21 protein-coding genes are annotated in these 21733 nt (G+C 68.1%); 10 read left to right on the top strand and 11 right to left on the bottom strand.

What is annotated here, in order from left to right:
- Nucleotides 1–249: a nuclear transport factor 2 family protein gene (locus tag BKA15_RS11835; protein WP_179750984.1), complete on the top strand. Its 249-nt coding sequence runs from the start codon at nt 1–3 to the stop codon at nt 247–249.
- On the opposite strand, the gene BKA15_RS11840 is transcribed toward BKA15_RS11835, so the two are convergent.
- The 3 genes from BKA15_RS11840 to BKA15_RS11850 all read right to left on the bottom strand — a co-directional run bounded on the left by BKA15_RS11840 (nt 242) and on the right by BKA15_RS11850 (nt 4016).
- Entirely contained in the window at nt 242–2008 is a 1767-nt protein-coding gene (locus tag BKA15_RS11840; RefSeq protein WP_179750986.1) for an alginate lyase family protein, read from the bottom strand. The two genes, BKA15_RS11835 and BKA15_RS11840, sit on opposite strands and share 8 nt — an antisense overlap.
- A gap of 101 nt (nt 2009–2109) precedes the next feature.
- Complete coding sequence (locus BKA15_RS11845) at nt 2110–3219, bottom strand: substrate-binding domain-containing protein (protein ID WP_179750987.1); 1110 nt, start codon at nt 3217–3219, stop codon at nt 2110–2112.
- 32 nt (nt 3220–3251) lie between these two features.
- Complete coding sequence (locus tag BKA15_RS11850) at nt 3252–4016, bottom strand: SDR family NAD(P)-dependent oxidoreductase (RefSeq protein WP_218871244.1); 765 nt, start codon at nt 4014–4016, stop codon at nt 3252–3254.
- Nucleotides 4017–4143: 127 nt separating this feature from the next.
- Between BKA15_RS11850 and BKA15_RS36830 the strand changes: the two genes are divergently transcribed.
- From BKA15_RS36830 to BKA15_RS11870, 4 genes are all read left to right on the top strand, one after another.
- Nucleotides 4144–6795, top strand: coding sequence for an HNH endonuclease (locus BKA15_RS36830; protein ID WP_179750989.1), 2652 nt, complete (start codon nt 4144–4146; stop codon nt 6793–6795).
- Nucleotides 6788–7222, top strand: coding sequence for an SMI1/KNR4 family protein (locus tag BKA15_RS11860; RefSeq protein ID WP_179750991.1), 435 nt, complete (start codon nt 6788–6790; stop codon nt 7220–7222). Before BKA15_RS36830 ends, BKA15_RS11860 begins: the two co-directional genes overlap by 8 nt.
- Nucleotides 7223–7383: 161 nt before the next feature.
- Entirely contained in the window at nt 7384–7641 is a 258-nt protein-coding gene (locus BKA15_RS11865; protein WP_179750992.1) for a hypothetical protein, read from the top strand.
- Between the two features lie 547 nt (nt 7642–8188).
- Nucleotides 8189–8653, top strand: coding sequence for a hypothetical protein (locus BKA15_RS11870; protein ID WP_179750994.1), 465 nt, complete (start codon nt 8189–8191; stop codon nt 8651–8653).
- A 444-nt stretch (nt 8654–9097) separates the two neighbouring features.
- Here BKA15_RS11870 and BKA15_RS11875 read toward each other — a convergent pair whose 3' ends face one another.
- The 4 genes from BKA15_RS11875 to BKA15_RS11890 all read right to left on the bottom strand — a co-directional run bounded on the left by BKA15_RS11875 (nt 9098) and on the right by BKA15_RS11890 (nt 13558).
- The gene (locus BKA15_RS11875) at nt 9098–9631 is read right to left on the bottom strand and encodes a DinB family protein (RefSeq protein WP_179750996.1); all 534 of its coding nucleotides are present in this window, start codon (nt 9629–9631) and stop codon (nt 9098–9100) included.
- An 8-nt stretch (nt 9632–9639) separates the two neighbouring features.
- The gene (locus BKA15_RS11880) at nt 9640–10389 is read right to left on the bottom strand and encodes a glycosyl hydrolase family 28-related protein (RefSeq protein WP_179750998.1); all 750 of its coding nucleotides are present in this window, start codon (nt 10387–10389) and stop codon (nt 9640–9642) included.
- A gap of 18 nt (nt 10390–10407) precedes the next feature.
- Entirely contained in the window at nt 10408–12090 is a 1683-nt protein-coding gene (locus BKA15_RS11885) for an ABC-F family ATP-binding cassette domain-containing protein (RefSeq protein ID WP_179751000.1), read from the bottom strand.
- Nucleotides 12091–12574: 484 nt separating this feature from the next.
- Complete coding sequence (locus BKA15_RS11890) at nt 12575–13558, bottom strand: hydroxyacid dehydrogenase (protein ID WP_179751002.1); 984 nt, start codon at nt 13556–13558, stop codon at nt 12575–12577.
- A 49-nt stretch (nt 13559–13607) separates the two neighbouring features.
- Between BKA15_RS11890 and trmB the strand changes: the two genes are divergently transcribed.
- Genes trmB through BKA15_RS11905 form a run of 3 tightly spaced genes read left to right on the top strand, consistent with a single transcriptional unit; the run spans nt 13608 to nt 15762 of the window.
- The gene (gene trmB / locus BKA15_RS11895) at nt 13608–14330 is read left to right on the top strand and encodes a tRNA (guanosine(46)-N7)-methyltransferase TrmB (protein ID WP_179758409.1); all 723 of its coding nucleotides are present in this window, start codon (nt 13608–13610) and stop codon (nt 14328–14330) included.
- Nucleotides 14331–14347: 17 nt separating this feature from the next.
- The gene (gene truA / locus BKA15_RS11900; protein ID WP_179758410.1) at nt 14348–15157 is read left to right on the top strand and encodes a tRNA pseudouridine(38-40) synthase TruA; all 810 of its coding nucleotides are present in this window, start codon (nt 14348–14350) and stop codon (nt 15155–15157) included.
- A complete protein-coding gene (locus BKA15_RS11905) occupies nt 15154–15762 on the top strand; it encodes a class I SAM-dependent methyltransferase (RefSeq protein WP_179751004.1) in 609 nt (202 codons plus the stop codon). Before truA ends, BKA15_RS11905 begins: the two co-directional genes overlap by 4 nt.
- Here BKA15_RS11905 and BKA15_RS11910 read toward each other — a convergent pair.
- Both BKA15_RS11910 and BKA15_RS11915 read right to left on the bottom strand, forming a co-directional pair.
- Complete coding sequence (locus BKA15_RS11910; RefSeq protein WP_179751006.1) at nt 15743–17338, bottom strand: phosphatidylglycerol lysyltransferase domain-containing protein; 1596 nt, start codon at nt 17336–17338, stop codon at nt 15743–15745. The two genes, BKA15_RS11905 and BKA15_RS11910, sit on opposite strands and share 20 nt — an antisense overlap.
- On the bottom strand, nt 17308–18078 hold the full coding sequence (locus BKA15_RS11915; protein ID WP_179751008.1) for an ABC transporter ATP-binding protein: 771 nt from the start codon (nt 18076–18078) through the stop codon (nt 17308–17310). The genes BKA15_RS11910 and BKA15_RS11915 overlap by 31 nt, the downstream gene beginning before the upstream one ends.
- A gap of 138 nt (nt 18079–18216) precedes the next feature.
- Between BKA15_RS11915 and BKA15_RS11920 the strand changes: the two genes are divergently transcribed.
- Nucleotides 18217–18843, top strand: coding sequence for a superoxide dismutase (locus BKA15_RS11920; RefSeq protein ID WP_179751010.1), 627 nt, complete (start codon nt 18217–18219; stop codon nt 18841–18843).
- A gap of 17 nt (nt 18844–18860) precedes the next feature.
- Nucleotides 18861–20174 (top strand): MFS transporter, encoded by a 1314-nt coding sequence (locus tag BKA15_RS11925; RefSeq protein ID WP_179751012.1) that lies wholly within the window; start codon nt 18861–18863, stop codon nt 20172–20174.
- On the opposite strand, the gene BKA15_RS11930 is transcribed toward BKA15_RS11925, so the two are convergent.
- Both BKA15_RS11930 and BKA15_RS11935 read right to left on the bottom strand, forming a co-directional pair.
- Nucleotides 20171–21187 (bottom strand): YdcF family protein, encoded by a 1017-nt coding sequence (locus BKA15_RS11930; RefSeq protein WP_179751014.1) that lies wholly within the window; start codon nt 21185–21187, stop codon nt 20171–20173. The two genes, BKA15_RS11925 and BKA15_RS11930, sit on opposite strands and share 4 nt — an antisense overlap.
- Before the next feature lie 152 nt (nt 21188–21339).
- Nucleotides 21340–21732: a hypothetical protein gene (locus BKA15_RS11935; RefSeq protein ID WP_179751016.1), complete on the bottom strand. Its 393-nt coding sequence runs from the start codon at nt 21730–21732 to the stop codon at nt 21340–21342.
- Nucleotide 21733: the final 1 nt, after the last annotated feature.

The following is a 21733-nucleotide window of genomic DNA, read 5'->3' on the forward strand; positions in this document are numbered from 1 at the left end:
ATGAAACCCGGTTCATCGACGACTCCCGAGACCGCGCAGGTCTCCACCTCCTCCCGGGCCGCGTGGCTGGAATACTTCCGCGATTTTCCCTTGCAGGACATGCGGATCGACATCCAGCGACTGATCGCCGAGGGGGACAACGTGACCATGTTCTCCCGGCGTTGGCTGCCCGGGCGAGGTGATCGCGGTCGCCGACGACACGTTGCGTTCCCTGGCCCGAGCACGCCGGTCGGGCGTGTGATCAGCTGACGACCCGGATCGAGTCGATCGCCACCGTGCCGGTCGACGTGCCCTGAACCGGGTCGACCCGGAGTTGCCGGATCCGGCCCGTCCATTCGGGATTCTGGCTCAGGTCGATCAGGTAGGTCTTGAACTCGGCATCGTTGGCGGTCACGGTGATCGCCGCCCGCTTGGCACCGTCGATCACCGGGTCCTCGTCGGTGCTGAAGTAGACCACCAGCTGGGTGTCCGCAGTCTGGTTGCGCATCCGCACCTCGACCTTGCCGTAGTCGTCGGTCGGCAGACCGAGCAGATCCGGGGTCACGACACCGGGGTCGTCCTGGTTCACCGTGAGGTTCAGAGAGCCGCCGGCCACGGTCGCCGGCGCCTTCCGTACCGTCACGGCCTCGAAGTCACCGTCGGTGTCGAAGGTCCAGCTCGACTTCCCGGAGGCGGGATAGAGATGCTCGGCCAGGGCCAGGTCGTCCAGCCCGTCGGTCAGCGGCAGGGTCCAGCCGAAGGTCTGGTGATCACCGATGAACCGAGCCCGGTCGAAGGACTCCAGGACCTTCCGGGCGTCCCGGTTCTTCCGGTACTCGCGGTGGGCGAGTTCGTAGAGGGTCACCAGGTTGTATTCGATCGTGCTGGCGACGTAGTACCCGGTCCGGACGCCCGGATCCGCCGTCATCAGGAAGTCGTCGTAGATCTTGAACGGCAGTTCGAGGTTCTCCCCGCGCGGCCCGACATAGGCGAACCAGTCCCGGGATCCGTTGTTCTTCGCGATGTCGGCCTGCAGCATCAGGAGTTGCAGGTGCAGGAACGTGTAGTGCAGTCCGTGCCCCTGCGTGGTCCGGCTTCGGTCCCAGATCTCACCGGGCTCGGGCAGCGGGGCCCCCGCGGTGTAGGTGGGATCCCCCTTGTACAGATCGCCGTCCGCCACACCGCCACCAAGATCATCGGGCATCACGATCGCGCCGTTGATCAACTCTCGGAGGTCGCGGTCGTTCTTCGGCGAGTCCAGCTGTTCCTGGATCATCCGGCCGTCGCGGAACATCGCCCCGATCGCCAGCATTCCCAGATTGTGCGCGGACAGGTGGTTGCTGAAGTAGTTCCCGCCCAGATAGGTCCCCGGCTCACCGCGATAGCGGCACACGCCGTAGTCGCAGGTGTGGGTCTCGTACCTGAAGATGTTCCGGCTGATCATGGTCGCCTCGGCCATCTTGCGGAACCACTGCTCCATCAGGGACCGCTCCTGGGCCGGCAACTCGTCCCACAGCATCGCGTAGGCGTCCGCGAAGATCGGGATCACCCGGCCGATCACCAGACCCATCTGGTGCGGGCTCCCCCAGCCCGGGTACTCGCCGTCGATCGCGTCCTTGGCCCAGAGCCGGAGGATCTCCCGGGCCTTCTCGGCATACCGGTCGTCGCCGGTGATCCGGGCGGCCAGCGCGAGGCTGCGGGCGTCCTGTGCCTGCGGCCGAGCGGTGCCGAAGTACCTCTCGTGGTGGTAGTTCTGGTCGGGCACGTACGTCTTCGTCAGCGCGGCGTCGGCCACCGCCTTCGTCTTCAACCACGAACCGTAGAAGGGTTCCTGGCGTTCGGCGACCCGGCGGATCGCCCGATTGATCTCCCCCTCGGTCGTGAAGATCACCGGCCGGGACCGACCGGACTCGGTGTCCGCTGCCGCGTACGGCGCTGCCGACAAGATCATCATGGCTGTCGTCAACAGGCACAACACGGCGGTCGCGACCCGATTCGAACGCAGCGGCCCGGCCGAGGACTTCATCATCGATGCCTCCGAATTCTGCCGTGGAGACGGCACTGGTGAGCCGAGCCTGCACCGGGCGCGCGCGGAGGACCAGCGACCGGACCGAAACCGGTCAGAACCCGTCAGGTGGACGACCGGACCACCAGCCGGGGATGCAGCGCGATCTGCTGAGTGGCGTGCGGCGACGGGCCGAGCCGGGCGATCCGGCGCAGGCACAACATCACCGCGGTGAACCCGACGTCCTCCTTGGCCGGGGCGACCGCGGTCAGCGGCAGCTCGTCGCTCGCCAACTCGTCGTCGTAGGTGATCACGGCCAAGTCGTCCGGGATCCGCAGGCCGGCGGTCCGCGCCGCCGCGAGCAGATACAGCGCGGCCTCGTCGGGCTGGCAGACCACGGCCGTGACTCTCTGTTCCCGCAGCACGGCCAGCCCCTCGGCGACCAGGCCGGGATGATCAGGATGGTCGATCCGGCCGAGCCACGGCAGGCCGTACTCGCTCAGCGTCGCCCCGGCGGCGGCCGCGACGGCTCGCAGCCCGGTGAGCACCGGCTCGTAGGTGGGCGAGACCGGCCAGCCGAGCATCCCGAGCCGCCGGTGCCTCCGGTCCAGCAGATGCCGCCCGGCCAGCCGGCCGCCCTGAGCATGATCGGAAACGACCGAGTCGACGGCGCGGGACGCGAACGCCTCCGGAACGCGGCGCTCCAGCAGGACCAACGGCTGATCGACCTCCTGCAGCGCCTCCAGCACGCGGTTGTCACCGAGTCGGTGCAGGTTGGGCGCGATGAGCAGGGCGTCGACGTCGATCTGCAGGAGGGTACGCAGGCGTACCGCCTCCTCCAGCTGCGGATCCGGCGCCTCACCCAGCACCAGCCGCAGCCCGGTCAGCTCGGCCGCCCGCTGGGCACCGGCGAGCACCCGGGCCCAGTAGTAGCCGCGTTGCGGAATCAGCAGCCCGACGGTGCCGGTGCTGCCGGGCCGGTACCCGCGGCTGGTGCGCAGCCCCAGCGCGACCGTACGCAACTCGTCGACGACCGGACCGTTCGGCAGCCGGTCCTCGACCGTGGTCGCACCACCGTGAACGCGGCGCAGCTCGCCGAGGGCCTCCAGCGCAGCCAGATCCCGCCGCGCCGTCGACTCCGAGCAGCCGAGCCGCGTCATCAGCTCGGCGAGCCGGACCACGCCGTGCAGCCTGAGCAACCGCATGATCTCGCGGTGCCGCTCCCGTACCAACACCGGATCTCACCCCACCAAGGCCCGCGCGCCGGTCAGCCGCGGCCCTGCAGCGCTCCGCCGTTGACCTGGATGATCTGGCCGGTGGTCCAGCCGCCGCCGGGGCCGGCGAGATAGCTCACCGTCGCGGCGACCTCGTCCGGCGTGCCGGGACGGCCGAGCGGGATCTGGGCCAGCCGCGACGACACGACCTCCTCGGTCAACCGCCCGGCCCAGAACTCGGTGTCCGGGACGAAGCCCGGGGCGATCGCGTTCACGGTGATCTGATCGGCCGCGAGCTCGGTGGCCAGGCCCATCACCCAGGCGTTCACGGCACCCTTGGCGGCCCCGTACGCGCCGGGACCGCGGAGCCCGGCGATCGAGCTCATGGCGATGATCCGGGCGCCCGGGCGGGTCAACCGGTCCCGCAGGGCCTCGGTGACCAGGACCGAGGTCAGCACGTTGTGGTCGAAGATGGTCCGCCAGGCGTCGGCGACGCCGTGCAGGGTGGTCGAGTCGCCGTACGTCGCCCCGCCGCCGGCGTTGAGCACCAAGACGTCGATGGTCGCGCCCGCGGCCAGGTGCTCGGCGAGGGCCGCCACCTGGTCCGGGTCAGCCAGGTCGGCCGGCGCGCCGGTGACCCGTGCCGAGCCCAGCGCTGTGTTGATCCGGTCCGCGGTCTCGGTCAGCACCTCGGCCCGCCGGCCGACGATGATCACCTCGGCGCCGTCCGCGGCCAGCCGGTGGGCCACCGCCGCTCCGATCCCGGTCCCGCCCCCGGTCACCACGGCCCTGCGCCCGATCAGTCCGTCCTCTGCCATGGCACGACCGTACTGGTCGCAGCCTGGCGGCGCCGCGGAGCGTCTGGTTCTATGGTGGCGGGGACCCGTGTTGTGCGGTTGGGGAGGTGGGGTGAGGGCGGCAGTCAGCCTGCGGTGGGGCCGCTCGGTGAGCGCGCTCCTGATGGCGCTCGCCGTGGTGCTGCTGGCGAGCGCGGCTCCGGCGTGGGCCCGCCCGACCGACCCGGAGGACCCGATCCGGAGCGTCTGCGCGACGGAAGCGACGGCCGACTACCAGTACCTGCCGGTCGAGCGGTGGTCCGGGGCGACCCAGAAACTGCACATCCGGTCCGGCGGCGGCGGCCCGTTCGACTTCGCGCCGTTCCAGCGCGAGTTCCAGGGCGGCGCGTTCGCCTTCGGCGACTTCTTCTATTCGGTGACCACGAAGTTCGTCACCTGGTCGACCGAGTTCTGCCCGCTGCAGTCGATCGGCCTCACCATCGACCAGACCGTGGCCCGCTTCGGCCAGGCCGTCCTGCAGTCGCCGTTGCTGGCGGGCATCGTCGGCCTCGCCGTGATCGGGTTGCTGATCCGCGGGATGAAACAGGATCCCGGCTGGCTGCCGCGGCTGATCGTGAAGATGATCATCGTCGCGATCTTGGTGATCATGGTCGTCGGGGCCGGCAACAGTACGACCGACGCGGCCGGGAGATACCAGCCCGGCGAGGGATCCCCGGGCTGGTTCGCGACCATGATCGACCAGGCGATCACCGAGATCGCCGCCGCGCCGGCAGCGGCCCTGGACTCTCCGTCGGCGTACGACAGCGTCGGGGTCGACCAGGACGAACTGAGCTGCGGCGCGTACGTCGATGCCCTGCGGGAGGGATACGAAGCGTCCGCCCTGTCCAAGGGCGCCATGATCAGGGCGAAGTCGATCCCGGCCCAGACGGTGTCCAACCTGTGGCAACTGTCCGGCTATCGGGCGTGGTCGGTCGGCCAGTTCGGCCGCGACAACCTGAATGGCCAGAACCGGGTCGCCTGCCGGATGCTCGATGCCAACGCCGGGATCCCCGCCGGCCTCGAGGCGTACCCGACCGAGGGCCGGGACGACACGTTGCACCGGTCGGCCGCCACCCGGACCGCCGTACTGCGGTTGGTCACCGACAACCCGGGCCAGCTCGTCGTCAATCCCCGCGCCCCGGCCTGGCGGCCGCTGAACCGGGTGGAGCAGGACAAGGCCTGGATCGCCTGGGCCGCTTGCGTACCGCGGGACGACAAGCTGGCCAATCTGAAGGAGCCGACAGGCTGGCACACGCCGCGTGCGCAGGGCTGGCTGCTGAAGACGAACCAGAGTGAGCGCGGCCTGGCCGAGGAGGGCCGGTCGGAGGACTTCGACAAGGCCTGCTTCGACTTCTTCAACACCGAAGGCGACAAGGTCGCGGCGATCTTCGACTGGGGTGACGGCGACGGCGAGCTGAAGAAGGTCGCCGGCGACATGCCGCACTCGATCTACGACTTCATCTCCGCCCTGCACGGCACCAACCAGGGCGCCAGCAACTCCGCCCTGATCGGCTACATCCTGTCGGCCCTCGGCGTCGCCGCCGTGTTCGGCACGATGGGCGCGATCATCATGATCGTCAAGGCCGTGGCGGCCTTCATGCTGCTGTCCGCGATCTTCGTCTCGATCATCTGCCTGCTGCCGAACGCCGACAACAACCGCCTGGTCCAATTCGTCAAGGTGTACGTCGGACTGTCCCTCACCGCCGCCTTCGCCGTCTTCATCCTCAGCCTGATCACCCTGCTCACCAACGTGATCCTGAACGTGATCAAAGGCTTCACCGGCCCGAACTCCGACATGACCCTGATCCTCGGCGGCCTCGCCCCGGTGATGGCCGCGATCGCCCTGCACTTCGCCTTCCACAAGGCCGGCATGCCCTCACCCCTGACCGTCAAGGGAGCGATGGCCTGGGGCGGAGCCCTCTCCGGCGGCGCCGGCCTCGGCGCCATCAGGGTCGGCACCCAACAGCTCGTCGAACGAGGCCAGGGCCTCCTGCGCCGCCGCGGCAAGGGCGACGACGAGGAAGTCACCGGCAAGGGATCCACCGCCAAACTCGGCAAGCGCAACTCGGAACTGAACACCGAGCAACCCCTCCGTCCCAGGGCAGCGCCGGGCGGCCCCGTCGGCCCGACCCCCGACGAGATCCTGAACGACCCCAACGCCTCGGAACAGGACAAGCGAGCAGCCCGGCGTCGCCGCATGTCCCAGAATATGATCCGACTGCCACCAGTCGAGGCGGCGCAAGGGGCTTCGGCTTCCAACGGAGAAGCTGCAACATCGGTGCAGACGAACGACTCGGTCGCGCTGGGTGGTCCGGCATCGGTCTACAACCCGAATCTGCCCGAGCCGGAGCAGCAGCGACGGCGAGCAGAAGGGCTCGCCCGGGCCGAGAAGGCGTTCGGCGCGACGAGTTGGTCGAATAGGAAGCGAGCGGGAACGGTCTTCTATGACTTCCCCGATCCAGCGCTACGGGCCAAGTACCCAGCAGGTGTGGCCTTCTCCTACGAAGCTTGTCCGCAGTTCGAGCCGTACTCCCTGGCCAAGGTGACGCTCCCCCAAGGGTTCCGGAATCGGAGGACCGACTTCGCCGAGGCAGACAGGCTTGCCGGATTCGAGGAACGGCCACGTGGGACAACATGGCATCACCACGAGGATGGCGTGACGATGTTGCTGGTGAATAAGGATCTGCACCAAGCCGTTCGACACTGGGGCGGGATCAGAACTACCGGAGTCAAGAACTTGGAAGGTGGGAAGAATGCTTGAGGTCGATGCACGCGAGCCAGCCTCGGAGTTGCAGATCGCTGAGGTCGAGTCAGCGCTGGGCTTCCAGTTGCCTGAAGCCTATCGCAGTTGGCTCAAGGCGACCAACGGCGCTGAAGTCCCGCAGGACACTCCCGTCCCAGGCACCGAGGGCAACGGGTTGTTCTCCGAGTTCGAGCCGGTCGAGCGCCTACCCATGGTCCGAGCCTATGAGGGTAGCGACGTCATCCCGAGGGACTACGTGGCAGTCAACATCGGGGATGGCGGAGCCGTCGCCATAAAGGTCCGCGGCGACGATATCGGGTCGGTCTGGTGGGCCGACTTCGACCAGGCCGAGTTGCTCGGCATCGCCGACGGGTCCAGCCAGGAGATCATGCGCCGACTCGCCGATAACTGGGACGAGTTCCTGGCGCTTGACTTCGAGGACTGATTCGGCAAGGCGGCCCATTTGACAAATCCACCATTCATTGAGTTGCCTTGATATGGCAGACGAGAAGTATCACTACTGCAAGATGTTCCTTCAGGGGGGACACTCGTACAGCGACGGAACTCCTGGAGCCCCTGCTGGGAGCACCGTTCCAAGACGGCCTCATGACCTCGTCCAACGCGGAACTCGATGTACTCAGGAATCCGGACACTGACGCGGGGTACTCTTTCCTCGGCTGGCCGATCCTTATCGAGATTGCGGCCGAGAATGACGCCGACAATGAGTCCATCGTCGGAACCACCTCGAGCATCTTGAAAACGATGTGGGATGCCGGGATTCCAACTGTGGCGGCATGCGATTACGAAGACGAACTGCCCTGGCGCGGCGGGATCGGGCGGATCGAGGACAACGATCTTCGCTAAGGTACTTGATCACGGAGGGCGCGGCAGCCGCCTACCGTGCGCCGGCATGTCGATCGCAGGTCTAGCGACTGCACTATGAGACCGACTACGAGCGATTCGGCGGCGAACTGACGAGAGCAATGCCCCAGTACGCGATTGGACCTTCGACCGAGCCCCATGGAAATTCCACGCACAGGTGTTCGCGAACGAACTCCTACGGCAGTGGCCGGGACATCGAACGAAATTCGCCACTGTCGGGACTACGCACGGCAAGCTCGCGGAGCATCACGCCCTGGAGCAACAATCCAGAAGGAGGGGAGTTCCGATCATCACCGAAAAGGTTCGCGCAACTCTCTCCGGATTTCCCAGTGGCCGATACTTCGACGGTATTATGCGAGGCCGCGACGGCGATGTCGGCATCGAGGTGAAGTCGAGGTGCCACCAGAACCCGCCACCAAAGAGAATTCGACCAATCAGTCAGCCCCGGAGAATCCCGCCACCGCCAAACTCTCGGACGGCACCGCGATCAATATTGTCAGAGTCGAACTGATAAGGACAAAACGAATCGATGATAACCTCCCAAATCCTGACGTATAGCGGAGAACTTGAAGCCGCCATTGACTCCGGCAATGGTCTCAGCTACTTCCTTGCCCCACTTTCAGTCCTGGACGGCAATGAAAACTTCTCACTCAACCTCATGCACATGCCAACTCCGAAATGGCCCGAAGATCTCACGCCCGCTGAGACCAAGGAAATGGGTAGGAGCTACATTCAGTGCGCGGGCTCAGCCGATGCGATGACCTGCGAGATCAGCAAGGTCATCGACGGCGTACAAAAGCTCTTCACCATCGGCCACGCCGGCCCGAGAGAGGGGGAGCCCACGGTTCCGATCACTTATCACAACGGAGAGATGACCCTCTACATCTATCCCACAGAAGTGTTCGACGCTAGCGAGGCAGCCGAGCTCTTCTTCTCCTACCACAAGACCCAGGACATTCCCGCGGGCTACGAGCTACGACACATCGGTCCCTGACCTCGGATCGAGTCAGGCTCCATCAACGACGAGTTCGGCTACGGGTGGCTCGTGACGAACTCCTGGAGGCTTCCCCTGCTACATCATGACGGATCGCTTTGCCGACACCCTCGTGGCGTCGGACTTGGGCGCGTTCACCCTCGCCGAGGTAGAGGTGACACTGAATCCGGATGCGCAGGAGGAGCATGCCGGGAGCAACTCCCCATTTCCGGTGGCTCAAGGTGACCGGGCCGCCGGTCACGATGATCCTGGATTGACGAGCAAGGCTCAGCTGGTGGTGTCCGAATGCGCCCTCCGAGTCCTGCGGGCCGGAGTGATCGACAACTGTGCCGTCGAGCCTTACGTCCCAGGAAGCCGAGAAGTCAGGTGAGACGTCGATTTGGGTGAATTTCCGCCGGGAGTACGCGGCGGAAATTCACCCAAAGTCCTCCTGCAGCAACCCGGTCAAGAATGAGGTGCGGCTCGGCGGAGCATCATCAGCTGGCCGAGTTCGGCGACGTTCTTCGTGTACTCGACGGTGACCCAGGCGAGTTGGTCGAGGCGGGTTCGGCCGGCGTCGGCGGGCCAGGGGAAGGCGCTCAGCTCGGCCAGGTCGGCCTCGGTCAGGTCGGCCAGGACCTCCGACCAGGCGGTACGGAGCTCGGCGAGCTTGGCGCGGATCCAGTCCGGGTCGGGCTGCCAGCCGGTCTCGGTACGGGACGGCGCCGGGTGGCCGTGGATGTCGGCGAGCGTGCAGGACCACCACCAGATCAGGTGCCAGCTGACCCAGGCGATCGTGGGCACGGGGACCGGGTCCGGCTCGACGTCGGCCCAGTCCGGCTCCCAGGTTCCTGCAGCGGTCCGGTGCATGGTCCAGTGCGTCGGAGCCGGCACCCAGTCCAGGTCCTCGGCCGCCAGGCCGCCCAGGTGATGATCAAGGAGCATCGAGCTCACGTCGAGCTGAAAGGCCAACGGCGCGGTCGGATTCGCTGGTTCCATCGAAGAGATCACCGACCCGCGATCGAGAGGCCGGCGACGGTGATCGAACGGTTCGGGGCGTCTCCGGACCACAACAAGGGCACGTCAGCACCGATGATCAACTCCGCGAACCGCAACTGGTCGACCGGGCCGGCGCCGAACTCGATCCCGATGCCGCAGTCACCCAGCACCAGGCTGGAGAAGGCGCACCGTCGTGCCGAGCCGTTGATCTTGATGCCGACCGCGGCTGAGCGGAAGGAGCTGTTGACGACGATCAGGTCGCGATTGCCGGCGTCCTGGTCCTCGGCCCGCAGCAAGAGCCCGGTGCCGGCGGCACGGACCCGGCTTCCGTCGATGGTGATCCCTCGCGAGCCGATGATCTCGATCCCGGCGTCGGAGCCGGCGACGGTCGGCCCGCGAAGATCGACATCGTCGCAGTCCGTGATCACCACGGCCGCCCGCGCCGAGTCGCCGGCGTCGATCATTCCGGTCCCGGTGATCGCGACGTTCCGCTGCCCCGTCATGACGACCAGCTCACCCGAATGGTCGGGATCGGCGACCAGCCGGCTCCCGGGCGCCAGGTGCAACTCGACGTTGGTGCGCAGTTCGACCGTTCCGCAGCGATACGTACCGGCCGAGACCAGCACCCGGCCCCCGCCGCCCGCGTTGGAACGGTCGATCGCCAGTTGCAGGGCCGCTGTGTCGTCGACCAGGCCGTTGCCGACCGCGCCGTAGTGGCGGACCTCCCAGGCCAGCCGGGTGATGTCGTCGAGCTGCATCGGATCTCCCTTTCCGCGTCACCGCGCCCGGGCGACCCGTCCTTCGTCCCAGACCGGCTGATCGGCCTCGTACACGCTTCCGTCGGCACCGAAGATCAGGAACCGGTCGAACGCCCGAGCGAACCATCGATCGTGGGTGACCGCGATCACCGTACCGTCGAAGACTTCGAGCCCGTGCTCCAGGGCCTCGGCCGAGGAGATGTCCAGGTTGTCCGTCGGCTCGTCGAGCAGCAGCAGGGTGGCCCCGGACAGTTCCAAGATCAGGATCTGGAACCGGGCCTGCTGGCCGCCGGACAGCGTTTCGAACCGCTGCTCGGCCGAGCGGGCCAGTTCGTAGCGGTCCAGCTTTCGCGCCGCCTCCTCCTGGCCCATGCCGTCGCGATGATCATCGCCGCGGTGCAGGATCTCCAGCAGGGTCCGGCCGAGATACTCGGGATGATGGTGGGTCTGGGCGAACCAGCCGGGCCGCACCCGGGCGCCGAGCCGGGCCTTGCCGGTGTGCGCGACCGGCGCGATGTCCAGCGACGCGACCGGACGATGCTCCACGTCCGGATCGCTGCCGCCCAAGGCCAGCAGGCGCAGGAAGTGCGACTTGCCGGAGCCGTTGGAGCCGAGCACAGCCACCCGGTCGCCGTACCAGATCTCGGCGTCGAACGGCTTCACCAGCCCGGTCAACTCTAGGTCCTCGACGATCACCGCCCGCTTGCCGGTCCGCCCGCCGCGCAGCCGCATTGAGACGTGCTGAGCCAGCGGGATCGCCTCCGGTGGCCCGGCCTCCTCGAACTTGGCCAGCCTGGTCTTCGCCGCCTGATAGCGGGCCGCCATGTCGGAGTTGTAGGCGGCCTTGATCTTGTACAGCTGGACCAGGTCCTTGAGCTTCTGATGATCTTCGTCCCAGCGCCGCCGCAACTCCTCGAGCCGGTCGAACCTCGCCTGCCGCGCCTCGGCGAACGTGGCGAAACTGCCCGGGTGCACCCAGAGTGAGTTGCCGGCCGCGCCCAACTCGACCGCGGCAATCGCCGTCGAGGCCTGGGCCAGCAACTCTCGGTCGTGGCTGATCAGCAAGATCGTCTTCTGGGAATTCCGGAGTTGATCTTCCAGCCACCGCTTGCCCGGCACGTCGAGATAGTTGTCCGGCTCGTCGAGCAGCAGCACGTCGTCGGAACCGCGCAGCAGGGCCTCCAGGGCCAGCCGCTTCTGCTCGCCACCCGACAGGGTCCTGACCTCACGCCACCGGGCCCGCTCGTACGGGACGCCGAGCGCCGACGTGCAGCAGGCGTCGAACATCACCTCGGCCTCGTAGCCGCCCGCGTCGCCGTAGTCGGCCAGGGCCTGCGCATACTCCAGCTGTACGGCCTCGGAGTCGTCGTCCATCAACGCCAGCTCGAGCCGGTCCACCTCCGCCACCGCGGCCCGCAGCCGATCCCCGGTCAGCGAGAACAGCAAGTCGCGCACCGTACTCTCATCGCGAATGCTGCCGATGAACTGCCGCATCACCCCGAGCGTGCCGCTCCGTGTCACCGTCCCCGAGGTCGGAGCCACGTCCCCGGAGATGATCCGCATCAGCGTCGTCTTCCCGGCGCCGTTCGGCCCGACCAGGGCGACCACGGCCCCGTCCCCGACCCGGAACGAGATCTCGTCGAGCAACACCCGCCCATCTGGAAGGTGATACGACACGCGTGCCAACTCGACGTGTCCCATGCGGTCACCCTAGATGCTGAGTCGACCCCGAAGCACGGGATTTGTCGGCGGCCGGGCAGGGGTCAGACATCCACTCGGGGCGTGTCGGCAGCATGATGCATCGAGTGGGATGTTTTTCGTCACACTCGACGAGGCTGGTCCGTCTAGGCCGAACTCGTCGACGTGAGTCCGGATTCGCCGCACTGACCGGACTACCGGCCAGCCCACGCGTGTGACTACCCCACACTTCTTGTCGCTTTACCAGAGAAGTAACTCGCGGGAAGAGCCAGTTTTTCACGTTACGTGAAAAACTTGTGACCAGAGTGACGACAGGGACGACCGGACGGCGGGCAGGCCAGGCTCGGAGGACTGCGGTAGCACCCAGGCTTCACCGCCTGACGTTGACAGCTCTCGACGCGCACCCTCGGCACCCAAGATCACCGCGCGCGACTGGTTGCCCGCGCACTGACCCCAGACCCCGGACCGCGCCGCGAGACCAGGCCCGTTAGGCGACGCGAGACAAGTCAGCAGCCGTCACGGCATGCTGCAAGGGCGACCCGGCGACGAACCGCTCCACCTCGGCCACCGCCGAGGCACCCATCCGCCCCAGCTCGTTCCCGGCCGACCCCGCCAGGTGCGGCGTGAGGAAGACGTTCGGCAGCCCGTACAGCACATGCCCGGGCGGCAGGGGTTCCGGGTCGCTGACGTCGAGCATGGCGCGCAACCGCCCGGAGACGAGTTCGGCTTCCAGGGCGGCGGTCTCGATGATCGACGGCCGCGCGGTGTTGATCAACGTCGCCCCGTCCGGCAGCGCGGCCAGTACCTCGGCGGAGATCATGTTGGCGGTCGCCGGGATGGACGGCGCGTGCAGGCTGAACACATCGCTGCGCCGGGCCAGCTCGACCAGGTCGTCGATCTTGGTCGCACCGAGCTCCTCGGCACGCTCAGCGGTCAGGTACGGGTCGTACACCAGAACGGTCAGATCGAACGGCTGCAGCAGTTCGATCACCCGGGCCCCGACCAGCGACGCGCCGACGATCCCGATGGTCCTGCCGTAGTTGCCGATCTCCGGGCCGCGCTCGGTCCGCACCTGATCGGCGGTGTACGCCCGCGAGATCCCGATCACATCCTTGCCGGCGAACAGGATCGCGGCCAGGGTGAACTCGGCGACCGGCACCGCGTTGGCGTGGGCGGCGCTGGACACCTGCAGCTCGCGCTGCCAGGCCTCGTCGGGGAGCATGGAACGGACCGACCCGGCCGCGTGGATCACCCCTCGCAGCCGCGGCAACCGCGCCAGCGCAGCGGCATTCAGTACGGGTGCGCCCCAGCCGGTGATCGCCAGCTCCACGTCCGCCGGAGCGTCCCGCCAGTCACGGATCACCAGGTCGGGGTCCAGGTCGACCAGTTCGGTCAGCCGGGCCAGCCGGCCGGCGTCGAAGAACCGTCGCTCCAGCCCGGGGTTCATCGCGAAAACGGCCTTCGGCGCCATGGAGCTCCTCCCCTGCCAACCTACTGGGCGGTTGGTACATTGCGTGATCATGGTAGGCCAGCGCTCAGGGACGGTTCGCCGCGGGATCGTGTCCTTCGTCCGCCGCGGCGGGCGGATCACCGTCGCCCAGCAGCGGAACCTGGACCGGTATCGGGAGCGCTGGGTGATCGACGTACCCCCGCCGCCGGTGCCGGAGAATCCGGCGGCCGAACCACCTCTCGACCTCGGGAAGATCTTCGGCCGCGAGGCGCCGCTGATCATCGAGATCGGCCCGGGGATGGGCGAATCGCTGGTCCCGATGGCCGCCGCCCGACCGGAGGCCAATGTGCTCGCCTTCGAGGTCTACACCCCTTCGGTCGGTTCGATCCTCGGCAAGATCGCCGACGCCGGGATCGAGAATCTGCGCGTCGCCGAAACGGATGCCGCGGAGGGTCTGCGCCGGCTACTGCCGCCCGAGTCGATCGACCGGCTGTGGACGTTCTTTCCCGATCCGTGGCCGAAGAAGAAACACCACAAGCGGCGGCTGGTGAGCAGGCCGTTCGCCGACCTGGTCGCCAGCCGGATGAAGCGGCACGGAGTCTGGCGGCTCGCCACGGACTGGGAGGACTACGCCGGTCAGATGCGGGAGGTCCTCGATGATCATCCGCGGTTCGTCAACGAGTTCCGCGAGGGCTGGGCGCCCCGCTGGGTGCAGCGGCCGATGACCCGGTTCGAGCAGCGCGGGATCGACGCCGGCCGGCACATCTTCGATCTCTCCTATCGCCGCCGTTGATCATGACGGACGACGTTCTGGTACGGCTTCGACTCGATCTCGCCTACCACGGCGCGGGCTTCGCCGGCTGGGCCGACCAGCCCGGCCTGCGGACCGTGCAGGGCGAGTTGGAACGCTGGATCGCGGCGGTGCTGCGGCTGCCGGAGCCGGCCCGTGTGGTCTGCGCCGGCCGGACCGACGCCGGGGTGCACGCGCGCGGGCAGGTGGTCCATGTCGATCTTGCGGCCGAGGTCGCCGGCGACGGCTCGACGCTGCTCCGCCGGCTCAACCGGGCGCTGCCCGATGATCTTGTCGTCCGTACGGTACGGCCGGCACCACCGGGCTTCGACGCCCGGTTCGCCGCGGACTGGCGACGCTACAGCTACCGGATCGTCGACGGACCGATCCGGCCCGACCCGCTGATCCGGCACTTGGTCGCGCACGTCCGCGAGCCGCTCGACCTGGACCGGCTCAACGCCGCGGCCGCCACCCTGCTCGGGCTGCGCGACTTCGGCGCCTTCTGCCGACGTCGCGAGGGCGCCACGACGATCCGGACCCTGCTCGACTTCGCCGGCCACCGCCTCGATGACGGCGTAATCGACCTGACCGTGCGCGCGGACGCGTTCTGTCACTCGATGGTCCGTTCGCTGGTCGGCGCGGTCGTCGCGGTGGGCACCGGGCGACGAGATCTCGCTTGGCTGCAAGGGATCGCGGCCACTCCGGTCCGGGACTCCTCGGTCCAGGTGATGCCGGCCCACGGACTGACCCTGGAGCAGGTGCACTACCCGCCCGATGATCAACTCGCCGCCCGTGTCGCCGAGGCGCGCACCACGAGGTCGCTGCCATGACCCAAGATCATTATTTCGAACGGGAGCCGGCCACACCGGAGAAGCGGCGCCGGATCACGGCCCGGATCGGCGACCGGGACCTCACCTTCAGCACGGCGAACGGCGTGTTCTCGGCCGACGGACTTGATCATGCGACGGCGCTGCTGCTGCGGACGTTCGAGCCGCCGGCCGGGGCCCGCCGGCTGCTGGATCTCGGCTGCGGCTGGGGACCGATCGCGATCACGCTGGCACTGGCCGTCCCGGAGGCGCGCATCGACGCGGTGGACAGCAACGACCGGGCGCTACGTCTGTGCCGGGACAACGCGGCCGAGCACGGCGTCGCGGACCGAGTGATCACGTTGCGGCCGGATCAGGCCGACCCGTCCGTCCGGTACGACGAACTGTGGTCCAATCCGCCGATCCGGATCGGCAAGGAGGCCGTCCACGCCCTGCTGTCCACCTGGCTGCCGAGGCTCGCGCCGGACGGGGCGGCCCGGCTGGTGGTCGGCAGGAACCTCGGCGCCGACTCGCTGCAACGGTGGCTGGTCGAGCAGGGCTACCGGTGCGACCGGGTGGCCAGCGCGAAGGGGTTCCGCGTCTTCGCGGTCAGCCGGCCCGCTCGCTGACCGCCGCCATCACCTCGGGCCAGCGACGTTCCAGCCGGCGGCCGCCGAGCCGGATCCCGTACCGGAGCACGACGAGGCCGCCGACGATGCCGACCACCAGGGCGACCGCCGCCAGCCAGCCGACCCAGAACGAGGCGACCACCAACGCGATCAACGGCAGCCCGAGCCCGATCGACAGCCCCGACGAGACCAGGAACGACAACAGCGCCGGCAATCCACCGCTGTTGCCCTTCTGGAACGGGCTGCTGCCGGGCGGCGGCGCCGGCCACTGCCAGAGGGCGCCGACGAACGACCCGACGCCGAAGCCGATCAAGGTCAGCCCGACGACCAACGCCAGCACTTGCGACGTGAGGTGCCATTGCCCACTGATCGCCAACGAGATCACGGTGACCGCAAGCAAGAGCGGACCGAGCAGGGTGAGACCCGAATAGACCCGGCCGGCCCGGTCGTCGGCACCGGACAGCCCGCTGCTGATGTGCAGCCAGATCGCCGAGCCGTCGTAGGAGAGGTCCTGGGCCAGGCTGACCGAGACGAACAGACCGAGCAGCACCGGCGCGAAGGCGATCAACGGCCGGCTGCCGGCGTTCGGGTTCGCGATCTGGGTCGCGATCAACGCGAGCGGCAAGATCAGGAAGCCCGCGATCCCCGCGATGTAACGGGGATCGCGGCGCCAGTAGATCAGGGTACGGAAGCCCACCCCGCCGGCCGGGGTCGCCGGATAGAGCCGTTCGACCAGTCGGCCCTGCTTCACCTTGCGGGCCTCGCCGCCGCCCTCGATCGGCTCCACCAGCCGCTGGGCCAAGAAGTGCCGCCAGACCAGCCAGAGCCCGATGATCATGGCCAGTCCGAGCAGCAGTTTGATCACCGCGACGGCGTAACCGCCGCGGCCGACCTCGGCCGGGACCGACCAGAGCCAGCCGACCGGGAGCCAGCCGGCCACTTCGGCGCTGTCGCCGAGGATGGCCCGTAGTTGATCAAGGCTTGCGCCGGCGAGCCCACCGGACAGGTTGCCGAGCACCGCACTGCCGGCTCCCAGCACCGCCAGCAGCACGAAGGCAAGATCACGGAACCGCCGCGACGACAGCACCCGGGCGAACACCGTGGTGGCGGTCCGGGCCAGCAGGAAGCAACTCGCCACGCCGAACGGTACGACGACGACTGCCGCGATGATCGACGCCGGATCGCGCGCGTAGCCGATGATCATGGCCAGGGCGACCAGGGTCGTGGCGACGCCGGGGATGCCGATCAGCCCGGCGATCAACAGTCCTGGCTGCAGTTCCCCGGCCCGCACCGGCAGCAGCGCGAACTTGGCCGGGTCGACGGTCTCGTCCACGCCGAACACGAGCAGCGAGAAGAACAGCCAGCCGCCGGTCAGCATGGCGAAGGCGAGCACCAGCACGTCGGCCGCGATGTCGGCCGGCGCCCAGAGGCGGAGCGCCACGATGCCGAAGATCGCCGCGGCCACCAGGCCGAGTCCGTACACGCCGCCGATGATCATGCCGACGGTGCGCCAGATGCTGCGCCGCAGGCTGTTCTTCAGCAGGGTTAGTTTGAGTCGGACGACGATTGCAACCACGCCAAACCTCCCTCCGCGCCGGCCTGGAACCCGACGAGTTCGAGGAAGCGCTGCTGCAGCGTGGATCCGGCCCGGACGTCGTCCAGCGTCCCGGCGGCGAGCACCCGGCCCTGCGCCACCACCGCCAGTTCGTCGCAGAGGCTCTCCACCAGCTCCATCACGTGGCTGGACAGCACCACGGTGCCGCCGCCGCGGACGAAGTCGCGCAGGATCGACCGGATCGTCTCACCGGACACCGGGTCGACCGCCTCGAACGGCTCGTCCAAGATCAACAGCCGCGGCGCGTGGATCAGCGCGCAGGCGAGGCCGATCTTCTTCGTCATGCCGGCCGAGTACTCGACCACCAGGGTGTCCCGGTCGTCGGCCAGTCCGAGCGCGGCGAGCAGTTCGGCACTGCGGGCCTCGATGTCGGGCAGCGGCACCCGGCGGATCAGGCCGACGTAGCGGAGCAGTTCGCCGCCGCTGAGCCGGTCGAACAGCCGGAGGCCGTCCGGCAGCACGCCCATCAGTTCCTTGGCCCGAACCGGATCGGACCAGACGTCGTGATCGAGCACGGAGGCCGTACCGGCGTCGGGGCGGAGCAGGCCGGTCGCCATCGAGAGCGTCGTCGTCTTGCCGGCCCCGTTCGGCCCGACCAGCCCGAACATGCAGCCCTGCCGTACCTCGAGCTCGAGATCGTCGACGGCCCATTTCTGGCCGAAGTTCTTGCGCAATCCTCGCAGCGACATGGCCGAGATCATGGAGCCAGTGTCCTGCACCGGGCTGCGGCTCCGTCGCACCGGGCTGCGCGCCGCGCGCCGGTTGGCCCTTGATCGGGCCCGAACGGGCCAGCGTAATATGACAAACCGAGTTCGTTGAACCTGCGAAAGGAATGCGCTGTGCCTGCTTATGAGCTTCCTGATCTTCCCTACGACTACGCCGCGCTGGAACCCCACATCTCCGGCACGATCATGGAACTCCACCACGACAAACACCACGCCACCTACGTCAAGGGCGTCAACACCGCCCTCGACCAACTCGACGAAGCCCGCAGCACCAACTCCTTCGCCAACATCAACCGCCTCGAAAAGGACCTCGCCTTCCACCTCGGCGGCCACATCAACCACTCCGTCTTCTGGCCCAACCTCTCCCCCGACGGCGGCGACAAGCCCGACGGCGACCTCGGCGCCGCCATCGACGCCACCTTCGGCAGCTTCGACGCCTTCCGCGCCCAGTTCGAGGCCAACGCCAACGCCATCCAGGGCTCCGGCTGGTCCATCCTCGCCTACGACGCCCTCGGCCAGCGGCTGAACATCGTCCAACTGTTCGACCAGCAGGGCAACCTCCCCCTCGCCCAGATCCCGATCGTGCTGCTCGACATGTGGGAACACGCCTTCTATCTGCAGTACCAAAACGTCAAGGCCGACTACGTCAAGGCCTGGTGGAACGTCGTCAACTGGGCCGACGCCCAGCAGCGCTACGCCGCCGCCAAGACCCAGACCGCCGGCCTGATCATCCCGGCCTGACCCCAGCCCGGCGTTCGATGAGCGAACCTGCGGGGCATGGCGACGCCGTTGATCAACGGAGCGGTGTTGATCAACGAACGAGGGCCCAGCAGCGCGGGCCGCGACAGATCGTCGCGGCCTCCATCGGGAACGCCGTCGAGTGGTACGACTGGTACATCTACACCTTCCTGACGCCGATCTTCGCGGCGCAGGTCTTCGCTCCCGGCGATCCGGTGGCCCAGGTGCTGTCCGCGTTCGCGGTGTTCGCGGTCGGCTTCTTCCTGCGGCCGATCGGCGGACTGGTGATCGGCTGGGCCGCCGATCGCTGGGGACGGAAGAACACGCTGACCGCGACCATCCTGATGATGGGGTTCGGCAGTTTGATCATCGGACTCACCCCGACCTACGAGTCGGCCGGGATCCTGGCACCGATGATCTTGGTCTTCGGCCGGCTGGTGGCCGGCTTCTCCATCGGCGGCGAGTTCGCCGCGAACACGACGTTCCTGGTCGAGTCGGCGCCGCCCGGACGGCGCGGCTTCTTCTCCTCGTTCCAGTACGTCTCCACCACGGCCGGCCAGCTGGTCGCGTCCGGCGTGGCGACGATCCTCGCCTTCGCGCTCACCCAGGAACAGTTGTCCGGCTGGGGCTGGCGGATCGGCTTCTTCATCGGCGCGGTCATCGCGCTGGTCGGGCTCGTCATCCGGTTCAGCGCCGAAGAGACCCGCGAGGTCGGCCAGGACCAGCGCCGGCCGGGGTTGTTCGAGGCGATCCTGCGGCACCCGCGGGAGTCACTGTTGATCTGTGGCGTCACCATCGCGGGCACGATCGCCTACTACTCGTGGACCACGTATCTGCCGACGTTCGCCCAGCAGAACGGGCATCCGACTCAGCAGGCGTTGTTGATCAGTACGATCTCGCTGGCGTTCTTCGGGTTGATCCAGCCGGTGACCGGGGCGATCTCGGACCGGATCGGCCGGCGCCCGATGTTGATCGCCTTCGCGGCGGCCTTCATGATCGGCATCGTGCCGGCGCTGAACCTGATCAGCTCAAGCAACAGCTTCGCCGTACTGTTGATCATCACGCTGCTCGGGATGATCTTCCTCAGCGGCTTCACCTCGATCAGCGCCGCGCTGAACGCCGAACTGATCCCCGGCCGGGTCCGGGCGTCCGGCATCGGCTTCCCGTACTCGCTGACGGTGGCACTGTTCGGCGGCACGGCTCCGTACATGGGCACCTGGTTCAAGCAGCTGGGCAACCCCGGCCTGTTCGGCTGGTACATCGCCGGGCTGTGCCTGATCTCGCTGATCGTGTACGTGTTCCTCGGCGAGACGGCGCACAAGAAGCTCGACTAGGGCGAGCCGCCGGCGAGCAGCAGGACCAGCGGCAACGGCAGCGCGATCAGCGGCAGCAGCACCGCGTGCAGGAGCAGGCGCTCGCGCAGGATCGCGACGTACTCCCTGATCATCGCGCTGGGCCAGTAGTAGCCGGCGGTCGGAGCCCCGGTCGCCTGCGCGTCCAGCCCGGCCTTGCGGGCCAGGATGGCGGCCCGCAGCACGTGGTAGTTGCTGGTGACGATCAGGCCGGAGCCGGGCGGAGTCGAGGTTTCGGCGCGGATCAGCTCCCCGGTGAAGCGCAGATTCTCTTCGGTGGTCCGGGACCGGATCTCGGCCCGGACCGAAGCCGGATCGACGCCGTGGTCGACCGCCCAGGCCGCCATCGCGGTCCCCTCGGCGAGCTGCTCGTCCCTCCCCTGACCACCGGACATGATCAACACCCGGGCGCCGCGGCGGGTGAACTCGGCGATACCGGCGCGGATCCGGGAGGCGAGCAACGGCGGCACCTCGGTGCCGCGGCGGAGGCCCGAGCCGAGCACCATCACCCAGGCGGCCGGACGGTTCCGGACCAGCCAGGTGTAGAGCTGGGCGTACCCGAGGAACGCCACGAAGTGGAACCCGAGGTAGCCGACCGCCAGCAGGCCGAACAGCCAGAGCGCCCGCAACCAGAGCGGCCCGGCCAGGAAGACCGGGATCGTCAGGACGACCGCCGCCATGATCATCAGCCCGGCCAGCAGGGACAGCGAGTTGGCCAGGCTGGCCCGCTCCCGGCGCAGCATCACGACGCCGTTCATGATCAGGAAGCCGCAGAGCACCAGGATCAGCAGCGGAGACAGCAGAGCGATCGCCACGATGAGGAAGGACAGCAGGTCGACGATGACCAGCCCCAGGCCGCCGAGCACGTTGATCAACAACATCGCCCCGGCCAGCAGCCAGTACGCGTTGCTGAGCCGGCGCGGCTCAGCGCGGGTCCGGGTGACGGCGATGGCGCAGACGGTGACTGCGATCGCCAACGGCAGCAGGAAGATCATCGGCTCAACCGACCCGCATCGGACACCGCGCCAGGATATCGCCCGCCCGCAGCCGCGACCGTTGCACGCAACCGCGACTATTGCAGCGGTCGCGGACGGGAGGAACGGTCGCGGCTGCGGAAGAAGGGCTGCGGAAAGAAGGGACGGCCCGGTCAGGACGCGCGGCCGCGCTGCCGCCGGAACGACTGGTACGCCCACCAGGCGATGCAGGCGACCACGAAGGAGCCGGCGCCGACCTCGACGAGGTCCATCGCCTCCCTGCGGGCCAGCACGATCCCCGCCAACAGCAGTGCCGCGGCGCCGCAGACGATCGCCGGCACCGTGGCCGAATCGATCACAGTCTGGAGCAAGATCGACAGGCCGACCGTCGCGAACGCGTACCCGAACAGGAAACCGGCATAGGGACCCAGCGCGACCTCCGGCCCGGTCAGGCCGAGCAGGCCGCACACGACGGCGACGGTCGCGCCGACGACCAGCAGTCCGATCGACACGACCACCAGTACGCGTGCGGATCCGGGCTGATCCGCCCTGTCCTCGGAAGCCACC

Origin of the sequence: Microlunatus parietis (assembly GCF_013407955.1) — a bacterium.
Classification (GTDB): Bacteria; Actinomycetota; Actinomycetes; order Propionibacteriales; family Propionibacteriaceae; genus Microlunatus; species Microlunatus parietis.

Excerpts from the sequence above, each read along its gene's own strand:
- BKA15_RS11840 (WP_179750986.1), bottom strand. The coding sequence starts at position 2,008 with ATGATGAAGTCCTCGGCCGGGCCGCTGCGTTCGAATCGGGTCGCGACC.
- BKA15_RS11905 (WP_179751004.1), top strand. The coding sequence starts at position 15,154 with ATGACCCAAGATCATTATTTCGAACGGGAGCCGGCCACACCGGAGAAG.
- BKA15_RS11860 (WP_179750991.1), top strand. The coding sequence starts at position 6,788 with ATGCTTGAGGTCGATGCACGCGAGCCAGCCTCGGAGTTGCAGATCGCT.
- BKA15_RS11870 (WP_179750994.1), top strand. The coding sequence starts at position 8,189 with ATGATAACCTCCCAAATCCTGACGTATAGCGGAGAACTTGAAGCCGCC.
- trmB (WP_179758409.1), top strand. The coding sequence starts at position 13,608 with ATGGTAGGCCAGCGCTCAGGGACGGTTCGCCGCGGGATCGTGTCCTTC.
- BKA15_RS11925 (WP_179751012.1), top strand. The coding sequence starts at position 18,861 with ATGAGCGAACCTGCGGGGCATGGCGACGCCGTTGATCAACGGAGCGGT.
- BKA15_RS11875 (WP_179750996.1), bottom strand. The coding sequence starts at position 9,631 with ATGGAACCAGCGAATCCGACCGCGCCGTTGGCCTTTCAGCTCGACGTG.
- BKA15_RS11890 (WP_179751002.1), bottom strand. The coding sequence starts at position 13,558 with ATGGCGCCGAAGGCCGTTTTCGCGATGAACCCCGGGCTGGAGCGACGG.
- BKA15_RS11885 (WP_179751000.1), bottom strand. The coding sequence starts at position 12,090 with ATGGGACACGTCGAGTTGGCACGCGTGTCGTATCACCTTCCAGATGGG.
- BKA15_RS11850 (WP_218871244.1), bottom strand. The coding sequence starts at position 4,016 with ATGGCAGAGGACGGACTGATCGGGCGCAGGGCCGTGGTGACCGGGGGC.
- BKA15_RS11930 (WP_179751014.1), bottom strand. The coding sequence starts at position 21,187 with ATGATCTTCCTGCTGCCGTTGGCGATCGCAGTCACCGTCTGCGCCATC.
- BKA15_RS11835 (WP_179750984.1), top strand. The coding sequence starts at position 1 with ATGAAACCCGGTTCATCGACGACTCCCGAGACCGCGCAGGTCTCCACC.
- BKA15_RS11915 (WP_179751008.1), bottom strand. The coding sequence starts at position 18,078 with ATGATCTCGGCCATGTCGCTGCGAGGATTGCGCAAGAACTTCGGCCAG.
- BKA15_RS11865 (WP_179750992.1), top strand. The coding sequence starts at position 7,384 with ATGACCTCGTCCAACGCGGAACTCGATGTACTCAGGAATCCGGACACT.
- BKA15_RS11880 (WP_179750998.1), bottom strand. The coding sequence starts at position 10,389 with ATGCAGCTCGACGACATCACCCGGCTGGCCTGGGAGGTCCGCCACTAC.